Here is a 10105-nt window from a genome sequence, read left to right as displayed (position 1 = left end):
GGTGTAGCCCTAGCCCTCCGACCCGTCTGCATCGTTGATGAGCGCCGCGAGCGCCCCCAGCTGCGAGTCATCCAGGCCCGCGAGGGGGAAATCCACGGATGACAGCGCCGCCTTCGTGTCCTGCGCCTCGCTGCCCAACGTGCGCAGCGCCGCGAGGACGTCTCCGGCGAGCTTCGACGCCGTTCCCTGCGTGTACGTCCCGTCGTCGTAGGCGCAGCGCACGTGCAGGCACCCGCCGGACAGGAACGTCTCCACCGCCAGCGCGTACCCCCCCGTCACACGGTGGGCCCCGGGCGTCAGGGCCGCGCCGAAGGGCGCCGCGTCCTCCGCCGGATCCACCGTGCCCAGGTGCCGCACGATCAGCTCCGCCCGGGGCAGGCGGCGCAGGCGCTCGGCCAGCTCGCCGTGAGGCCCGTCGCGCAGCAGCCCGAAGCCGATGCCCCGGCGCGGCACGCGGCGCATGCGCTCCTTCGCGGCCTTGAGCGCGTCACCGGCCCCCTGGCCGCGCTCCAGCTCCAGCAGCAGCGGCCAGGTGACGTCGAAGCAGCCCACCGTGCGGGAGAAGTCCTGGCCGTCGAACGCGTCGCGTCCGTCCGTCACGACGTCCACCCGCAGCCGTCCGCCGCCAGTCCAGGTCGCCAGCGCCTGTCCCAGCGCCGCCAGCGCGCCCTCCGCCACGTCCGCGCGCCACGTGCCGGACAGCTTCTCATGGAGCCGCCGCGTCTCGTCCTCCGACAGCGACACCTCCACGACCCGCGCCGCCCCCGACGGGCTCCCCGCGCGCTCCACCGGCAGCTTCGTGGCGCCTTCCGTCGCGGCGCCCGTCCACACCGACTCCTCCTTGCGCAGCGAATCCGAGGCGGCTTCTTCCGCCAGCCGCTCCGCCCAGCGCTTGAAGGACGCCGTCTTCGCGCGCAGGGCCGGCCCGCCGCGCGCATGGCGCACGGCCGCGGACAGGTCCTCCACCAGCAGTCGCCACGAGGCCCCGTCCACCACGAGCCCGTGCGCGGCGAACAGCAACTGGCTACCCGCGCCGCCCTCCAGCCGCACCCACGCGGCCGACACGAGCGGCCCCGCACTGGCGTCCAGCTTCGCGCGGAGCTTCTCCTCCTCGCCGTGCAGCGCCGCCTCGTGCTCGGCGGCCGGCAGGGCGCGCAGGTCCACCTCCGCGAACGACACCTCCGCGCCCGGAGCGGTGCCCGCCTGCTGCCAGCCGGACACGCCCCGCGTGAAGCGCAGGCGCAGCGCGTCGTGGTGCGACAGCACGGTGCTCAGGGCTTGGGACAGCACGGCCGCGTCCGCCGGACCGCGCACCGCCACCCGGGCCACCCGGGTGGACGCTCCCTGCGCGGACTCCAGCAGCCGGCGCTGCTCGGGCGTGAGCGGGGCAGGGCCCACCACCGGGCCCTGTTCGGCCTGCTTCGCCACGATGCCGGCGATCATCGCCGCCAGCTCCGCGATGGTGGAGTACTGGAAGAACTGCTGCGGGCTGAGCTGCAAGCCGGACTGGCTGCCGCGCGCGATGATCTGGATGGCCTGCACGGAGTCGCCGCCCAGCTCGAAGAAGTTGTCGTTCACGCCGACACGGTCGATGCCGAGCACCGTCTGCCAGGCCTCCGCGATGCGCTGCTCGATGTCGTTGCGCGGCGCCACGTACTCCGTCTTCAGCTTGGGACGGGCCTGCTGCTCGCCGGGGGCGCGCGTGTCGCCCACCGCCTGGAGCACCCGCTCACGGACGACCTCGTCCGTGTGGGCGATGGTCGCGTGCAGGTCGCGCACGGACACCACCACCTGGGACGCCAGCGCGGACGCCAGGATGCGCTCCAGCGCCACCACGCCCTCACGCGGGGAGATCTCCTGGCGCTCCTCGGTGGGGAGCACCTTCGCCAGCGCGGACTCGCGGGCGGCGGCGGCCAGGGCGCGCAGCTCGGCGGCGGGGTCGTTGACGCGCTTCTGCGTCAGCCGCTCCACCTCCACCAGGACGCGGCCCTGCTCGTCCATCATCGTGAGGTCGAAGGCGAGCGTCTCATCGCCGTTGGACGACTCGTTGGCCCGGAAGCGCGCGTGGCTGTACACGCGGCGCGGCAGCTCGCCGTGCAGGCGCAGCACCTTGTAGCCGAAGGGCAGGTAGTAGCCGTGCTCCGCCAGGAAGCTCTTGGCGATGCCCGACGTGCGGTCGATGAGCGACGGGTGGAAGAGGAGCTGCTCGAAGTCGCCGGTGAACTCCGGCATCAGCTCCAGCACCATCAGCAGCTCGTTGTCGCCCGGGAGGATGGCCTGGACGCTGCGCCAGCGCGGCCCCAGCTCCTGCTCGTACTCGGCCTCCAGCGACTGCGGGCGCGGCTTGTCGCAGCGCTTGCGGATGGCCTCCAGGTCCTCCACGCGCGCCACGCGGGGTCCGCCGAAGCGCACCCGGCCCGCCGAGTGGTCCGTGCCCTTGCCCACTCCGCCCGGCGGCAGGCTCTTCACGCCCCAGCGGTAGCCGTCCCCGTCCTTCTCCAGGGTGAGGCGCACCTCGCGCGTCTCGTTCTCCGGCACGCGCAGCGGCGCGAGGAAGTAGTTGTCCAGCAGCTCGATGGTGCGGCCCCTGGCCTCGTCCGCCACCGCGGCGCGCACCATCTCGAAGTACGTCACGCCCGGCACCGTGGGGTTGCCGAGGATGCGGTGCTCGTCCGTCACCCACTGCGAGCGCGGCTCGCCGAAGGTGCCGGAGAAGACCTTGCGCTGCGGCGTGTCCACGAGGCAGCGGTGGACGAACGGGTGCGGAATCGCCCGGCCCTCGCCCGTCTGCGTCGCCGGGCGCGCGGCCATGCCGACCTCGTCCCACGCGCCCCAGTTGATGGACACCGCGTAGGTGCCCGTGCGGGCCTGGAACGCGCGGGTGAAGGCGTCCAGGTACGCGTTGGCCGCCGTGTAGTCCACCTGACCGAAGCGGCCCACCACCGTGGTGAGCGACGAGCAGGCCGCGAAGAAGTCCAGCCGCTCGCCCTCCAGCACCGCCCCGAGCACGCGCGTGCCCGTCACCTTGGGCGCGAGCACCGCCGTCGCCGCCTCGCGCGTCTTCAACTGGAGCAGGCCGCCGCCCGGCACACCGGCCGCGTGGATGACGCCATGGAGCGCGCCGAAGCGTTCGCGCGCGGTGGCCACCACGGCCCGCATGCGCTCCAGGTCCGTCACGTCCGCGCTGAGCGCCAGCACCTGCGCGCCCTTCTCCTCCAGGCGCTGCACGGCCTGGATGCGGCGGCGCGTGGCCTCGTCAGCGGAGGCCTCCAGGTGCTTCGCCCACTCCTCGCGCGGAGGCACCACCGCGCGCCCGACGAGCACCAGCCGCGCGCGGCACTTCTCCGCCAGCGCCTCCGCGAACGACAGGCCGATGCCGCCCAGGCCGCCGGTGATGAGGTACACGCCGCCTTCACGCAGCGGCACCGCCGATTCGGGGCCTTCCTCCAGGCGCACCTCCTCGAAGTCGCGCACCCAGCGGCGGCCACCGCGGAAGGCCACCACGGGCTCCTCCGCGTCCGCCGCCAGCTCCGCCGCCAGCAGCTCCACCAGCCGTCCGGCCTGGAAGCTGGTGGGCGCGGGCAGGGTGACGTCCACGCTGCGGCAGTGCACGTGGGGCAGCTCGCGCGGAATGACGTTGGTGGGGCCCAGCGCCACGGCCTGCTCCGGCGACACCAGGTCCCCGCCCGTGACCTCCTGCATGCCGTTGGACACCAGCGTCAGGCGCACCGGCTTGCCCGTCGTGTGCGCGCCCAGGGCCTGCGCCAGGTGCAGGGGGCTGAAGAAGGAGCGCTCGACGACGTCCTCCGTCGCCGCGCCCGAGCCCTCGGCGGTGATGCCGGTGAGGTGGACGATTCGCTCCGGCAGCCGTCCGTCCGCCGCCAGCTCCGACAGCAGCGCCGCGTAGTCCTCGCGGCGGCTGGGGTTCAGCTCGTACGCGTCCGCGCCCGTGCGGCGGAACTCACGGCCCTGGCTGACCTCCACCAGCGCGTGGCCCTGCTGGCGCAGTCGCGTGGCCAGCTTCGCGCCCAGGCCCGCCTTGTCCTGCAGGAGCAGCCACGGCGCCGCCTTCGCGTCGGCGGCTCCGACAGCGGCCACCTTCGGCGCGGACTCCTTCCACACCGGCAGCCAGAACCAGCCCGCCACGTCCTGACGCTTCTCCAGCGAACCGCCGCGCTTCGCCTGGGCGCTGGTGGAGGAGCGCAGGTCCACCCAGTAGCGCTGACGCTCGAAGGGGTAGGTGGGCAGCGGCTCGCGGCGGCGCGTCTCGCCGTCGAAGTAGCCCGGCGCGTCCACGCCCAGCAGCCACAGGTGGCCGAGCGTGCGCAGCAGGTACTCCGCCTCCGGCGTGGCTTCGCCCACGGAGGGCAGCGTGGTGTGCATGGACTGGGTGGGCTTCTTGCGCGGGTGCCAGCGCGCCAGCGACTGGAGCGCCTTGCCCGGACCCACTTCCAGCAGCACCGCTTCGGACTCCTTCAGCAGCTCATCCAGGCCGTCCGCGAAGCGCACCGGCTGGCGCAGGTGCTTCGCCCAGTAGTCGGGCGACGTCGCCTGCTCGGCGGTGATCCACGTCCCCGTCACGTTGGAGATGAAGCGCAGCTTCGGCGCGGAGGGCTTCGCCTTCGCCACCGCGTCCCGGAAGGCGCCGACGATGGGGTCCATCATCGCGGAGTGGAACGCGTGCGACGTGCGCAGCCGGCGCGCCAGCACGTCCTTGGCCGCGAGCCGCTTCTCCAGCGCCTCGATGGCCGCGGGGGGACCCGCGACGACGCAGGAGCCCGGCGCGTTGGCGGCGGCGACCTCCAGGCCCTCGCTCAACAGCGGGCGCACGTCCGCCTCCGCGAGCTGCACGGACAGCATGGCGCCCGGCGGGCAGGACTGCATCAGCCGGCCCCGGGTGGCCACCAGCCCCAGCGCGTCCTCCAGCGTGAAGACGCCGGCCAGGCAGGCCGCGACGTACTCGCCCACGCTGTGGCCGATCATCGCCGCCGGCTCCAGGCCCCACGACAGCAGCAGCTTCGCCAGTGCGTACTCCACGACGAAGAGGGCCGGCTGGGTGACGGCCGTCTGCTCCAGCTTCGCGGCGGCCTGCGCGTCCTGCGTGTCGGCGCCGAACACCAGCGGCTTCAGGTCCAGCCCGTGGCGCTTCGACAGCAGCTCCAGGCAGCGGTCCGCCTCCTCACGGAAGACGGCCTCGTTCCGGTACAGGGACGCGGCCATGCCCGGGTGCTGCGAGCCCTGGCCGGGGAACATGAACATCACCGGCCGGGTGACGCGCTCCTGGGTGCGGGTGATGACGCGATCCGGGGACAGCGTCGCCAGCGCCTGCGCGGCCTCCTCCACGGTGCGCACCACGACGAAGCGGCGGTGCTCGAAGGCCTTGCGGCCCATCTGGAGCGTGAAGGCCACGTCCGCCAGGTTCAGGTCCGGGTGCGCCTTCAGGTGCTCCGCCAGCCGCGTCGTCGCCGTCTCCAGCGCCGCGTCCGAGCGTGCGGACACCACCAGCAGCTGGTGCTCGCGCGAGGGCCCGGACGGCGCGCGCTCCGGCGCCTCCTCCAGGACGACGTGCGCGTTGGTGCCGCCCAGGCCGAAGGCGCTCACGCCCGCGCGGCGCGGGGCCGGGGCGTTCCAGTCCTGGAGCTTCGCGTTGACGTAGAAGGGGCTGCTCGCGAAGTCGATCTCGGGGTTGGGCTTCTCGAAGCCGAGGCTGGGCGGCAGCTGTCGGTGCTTCAGCGTCAGCGTCGTCTTGATGAGGCCCGCGATGCCGGCGGCCGTGTCCAGGTGGCCCACGTTGCTCTTCACGGAGCCCAGGCCGCAGTAGCCGTTGCGCGTGGCGCCGCCGCCCCGGAACGCCTTCGTCAGCGCCTTCACTTCAATCGGGTCGCCCATGGGCGTGCCCGTGCCGTGCGCTTCGACGTAGGTGATGGTGTCAGGGTCCACGCCGGACAGCGCGTGCGCCATGCCGATGACCTCGGCCTGGCCGTTCACGCTGGGCGCGGTGTAGCCGACCTTGTCCGTGCCGTCGTTGTTGAGGGCGCCGCCGCGGATGACCGCGTGGATGACGTCGCCGTCCGCGATGGCGTCCGACAGGCGCTTGAGCACCACCGCGCCCGCGCCGCTGCCGCCCACCGTGCCCTGCGCGTTCGCGTCGAACGGGCGGCAGTGCCCGTCCGGGGAACCGATGCCGCGCTCGGTGTAGAGGTAGCCCGTCTTCTGCGGGACGGTGAGGGTGACGCCGCCCGCCAGCGCCGTGTCGCACTGGAAGCTCAGCAGGCTCTGGCACGCGTGGTACACGGCCACGAGCGACGTGGAGCACGCGGTCTGCACCGTCACCGCCGGGCCCTTGAGGTCCAGCTTGTAGGCGACGCGCGTGGCCAGGTGGTCGTTCTTGTTGTGGATGACGGCCTGGAACGCGTTCACCGTCCCCGTCAGGTGGCCGGCCGACGACAGGTTGTAGAGCAGGTAGCCGTTGGCGCCCGCGCCCGCGTAGATGCCGATGGGCCCCTTGGCGCGCGACGGATCATGCCCCGCGGACTCCAGGGCCTCCCAGGCGCACTCCATGAAGAGGCGCTGCTGGGGGTCGGTGATCTCCGCCTCGCGCGGGGACAATTCGAAGAAGCGCGCATCGAACTGGTCGATGCCGTCCAGCAAGGCGCGCGCCTTGACGTACTTCGGATCCTTCAGCTCCGCGGGGTCGATGGCGGCGCGATCCAGCTCCTCGTCCTTGAGGAAGGTGATGGACTCCACGCCCTCCTGGAGGTTCTTCCAGAAAGCATCCGGGGTGCTGGCACCGGGAAACCGGCACGCCATGCCCACGATCGCCACGCCTTCCATCCGAGGAGCGTCCTGTTCGACGTCGCTGCTCATCGCTTACCCCTGGCCTTCATCAAGAGGGCCTGTTGCTGCATCGCCTGGAGTTGTTTCTTCGCGCGCTCGTCACGCGCCTGTTGCTGCCGGGACTCCTGGGCCGCGTTCTCCGGGGCCTGTCCCAGGTACTTCGCCAACGACGCCACGGTGGGGTGCTGGAACAGCTCCACCATGGAGAGGCGCCGGCCCATCAACACCGACAGCTTCTCGTGCACCTGCACCATGAGGAGCGAGTGGCCCCCCAAATCGAAGAAGCTGCTGTGCAGGCCCACCCGGTCCACCTTGAGGGCCTCCTGCCAGATGGCTGCGATGCGCTGCTCCAGCTCCGTGACGGGCGCCTCGTAGGACGCCGCGTCCGGGCGCGCCGCGACCGGCTCCGGCAGCGCGCCCCGGTCCACCTTGCCGTTGCGGTTGAGCGGCAGCCGGGGCAGCGCCATGAAGAAGGTGGGGAGCATGAACTCCGGCACCCGTTCGCGCAGGAAGGCGCGCAGCTCCAGCGCCAGGTTGGCCATGGCCAGCTCGCCGTCCGCGGGCACTCCACCGCGGGGCACGAAGTAGGCCACCAGCCGCGCGTCCTCCTTCGTGCCGCGCACGACGACGACCGCCTCGCCCACCTGCGGGTGCGAGCGCAGCTGCGCTTCGATTTCCCCGGGCTCGATGCGGTAGCCCCGCACCTTCACCTGGAAGTCGGCGCGGCCCTGGAAGTCGATGCGGCCATCCTCGCGGTAGCGGCCCACGTCGCCCGTGCGGTACAGGCGCGCACCCGGCGCGGGGCTGAACGGATCCGGCACGAAGCGCTCGGCGGTGAGGTCCGGCCGGCCTTCATAGCCCCGGCCCACGCCCGCGCCGCCGATGAACAGCTCGCCGGGTACTCCCAGGGGAAGCTCCCGCAGGCCCGCGTCCAGGACGTGCACCCGCACGTTGCCCAGCGGCCCGCCAATGCTCGGCTGCGCCGAGTCCGCGATGGGGCACGCCGTGGCGTTCACCGTGCATTCGGTGGGGCCGTACATGTTGACGAAGCGCGTGCGCGTGAGCGGCGCGAGGTCCGCCCAGGTGCGAGCGTCGATGGCCTCTCCGCCCACCAGCACCAGGGCCGGGGAGAAGTCCGCGTCGCGTCCCAGGCCCTGCGCCAGCAGCGGTCCCAGCAGCGACGGCGTGCAGTCCACGACGTCCACGGCGTGGCGCTGGACCCACGCGCGCATGCGCACCGCGTCCGGCCGCACCTCTTCCGGGACGATGTGCAGCGAGTGGCCGTTGAGCAACTGGAGCCACTGCTTCACGGAGGCGTCGAACACGAGCGGCGCGTTGACGCTCACCCGCAGGCCGGGGCCGCGCCCCTGGTAGACGACGTCGCGCAGCGTGGCGGCCAGGTTGAGCGCCGAGCGGTGCGGGATCATCACGCCCTTGGGGCGGCCCGTGGAGCCGGACGTGAAGATGACGTAGGCGGCGTTCTCCGGGGAGAGCGTCACGTCAGGCGCCTGGGGAGACGCGGCGGCCAGGGCTTCGGTCTCCTGGTCCAGGCAGACGAAGGCATGGGCACCGTCCGGCAGGGACGCGCGCAGGTGGGAGCGGGTGACGACGAGTGGCGCGCCGGACTGCTGGATGACGTAGGCCAGTCGCTCACGCGGGTAGGTCGGATCCAGCGGCACGAAGGTGCCCCCGGCCTTGAGGACGCCGAGCAGCACCACGAGCTGCTCCACGGACCGCTCCAGGCACACCGCCACGCGCGTCTCGGTCCCGACGCCCCGCGAGCGCAGGTGTGACGCGATCCGGTTGGCCCGTTCGTCCAGCGTGGCGAAGGTGAGCTGTTCGTCCTCGAAGGCGACCGCCACGGCGTCCGGACGGGTGCGGGCCACGGCGTCGAAGCGCGCGGGCAGCGTGTCCTGCGTGTCGTGGTCCCGGGCGGTGCGGTTGAAGTCCGTCAGCCGGAGGAGCTCCCCAGGGCCCACCCAGGACAGGGACTCCAGCGCGCGTTCGGGCGTGGCCACCGCCGAGGCGAGCAGGGTCTCCAGGCGCTCCAGCAACCGGGTGGCCTCCTCGGAGGTGTACGCGGCTTCGTCGTGGTGCAGCTCCAGCGACAGCGGCCCCTGGCCGCGCACCAGGGCCAGGGTCAGCTCGGCGCGCTCCGCGTGAGCCTCCAGGTGGGTGAGGGACAGCGTCAGCCCCCCCGCGCGCACGGGCTCCGGCCACGCGACGTCCTCGAAGGCGAAGGAGCGGAGGGGCGGGGCGCCGCTGGTGCCGGGCAGGGCGCTCGATGCGTCGAAGTCGTCCTGCCACGCGGCCGTCTCACGAACGCTTCGCGCCACGTCGCGCACGAGCGCTTCGAAGCTCGCGCCGTGCGATGCGCGCACGGGCAGCCAGCGCTCGAAGAGGCCGAGCGCCGCGTCCAGGCCCTCGTAGCCACGGCCTTCAACGCGCACGGAGACGCACGCATCATCGCCGCCGGCCATGCGCGCCAGCAGTCGGGACCAGCCCGCGAGCACGACGTCCGCCAGCGGGACGCCCAGCCGGAGGGCCAGTGCCTCCAGGGCCGTGGCCGTGTCGGGGGACAGCGCGCGGGACTGACGACCGATGCGCAGGCCGAGCGCGTCCGTGCCCGTGCGGCGCGTGGGCAGGGAAGCGCCGATGGCGCCCGTCAGGTCGCGGTCCTTCCAGAAGCGCCGTCCGTCCGCGCTGTCGTCGGATTCGAGGATCTGGTGGAAGACCTCCGCCACGTCCGCGTACTGCGGAGGCGGCTCTTCGTCCGCCGCCGCCGGGGCCGTCAACGCACGCCCCAGCTCGCGCGCGAGCACTGCGAACGTCTGGCGATCCGCGGAGAGCGCGGGCACCTCCACGATCAGCGCGTGCCGGTCCTGGCCCAGCACCGCGAGCCGCCACGGCTTCAGCACGTCCAGCGAAGCAGCCGCCGCCGACTCAGCGCCTGGCGCCTCCAGCCGCGCGGCCTGCTCGGCTTCGGGAAGTGCGCTCCAGTCGAGCACCTCCAGGACGGTGGCCGGGACCTCTCCGGGCACCTGCACCGCGGCGCTCGTTCCCGCGAGGTGACGGTAGGTGGTGCGCAGCACCTCGTGCTCGGAGACCAACCCGCGCACCGCGCGCTCCAATCGCGCCACGTCGAGCGTCCCCTCCAGGGCGAACACGGCCCGGGCACGCGAAGACGCCCCCGGAGCGGCGGTCAGGAGGGTCCAGAGTCTTGCCTGCTGGGGGGAGAGCCGGAATCCGGTTGGCTGCGTCACGCTGA

2 protein-coding genes are annotated in these 10105 nt (G+C 73.0%); both read right to left on the bottom strand.

The window, feature by feature from the left end:
* Nucleotides 1-9: 9 nt before the first annotated feature.
* Nucleotides 10-6867, bottom strand: coding sequence for an SDR family NAD(P)-dependent oxidoreductase (locus OV207_RS36845; protein ID WP_267559753.1), 6858 nt, complete (start codon nucleotides 6865-6867; stop codon nucleotides 10-12).
* Nucleotides 6864-10100: a non-ribosomal peptide synthetase gene (locus OV207_RS36840; protein WP_267559752.1), complete on the bottom strand. Its 3237-nt coding sequence runs from the start codon at nucleotides 10098-10100 to the stop codon at nucleotides 6864-6866. The genes OV207_RS36845 and OV207_RS36840 overlap by 4 nt, the downstream gene beginning before the upstream one ends.
* Nucleotides 10101-10105: the final 5 nt, after the last annotated feature.

This window comes from Corallococcus sp. BB11-1 (assembly GCF_026626625.1).
GTDB classification, from domain to species: domain Bacteria; phylum Myxococcota; class Myxococcia; order Myxococcales; family Myxococcaceae; genus Corallococcus; species Corallococcus soli.
This window is presented reverse-complemented; position numbering and strand designations above follow the sequence as displayed.

Bases quoted from the DNA above. Each gene is read 5' to 3' on its own strand.
- OV207_RS36845 (WP_267559753.1), bottom strand. From the start codon at position 6,867: ATGAGCAGCGACGTCGAACAGGACGCTCCTCGGATGGAAGGCGTGGCG.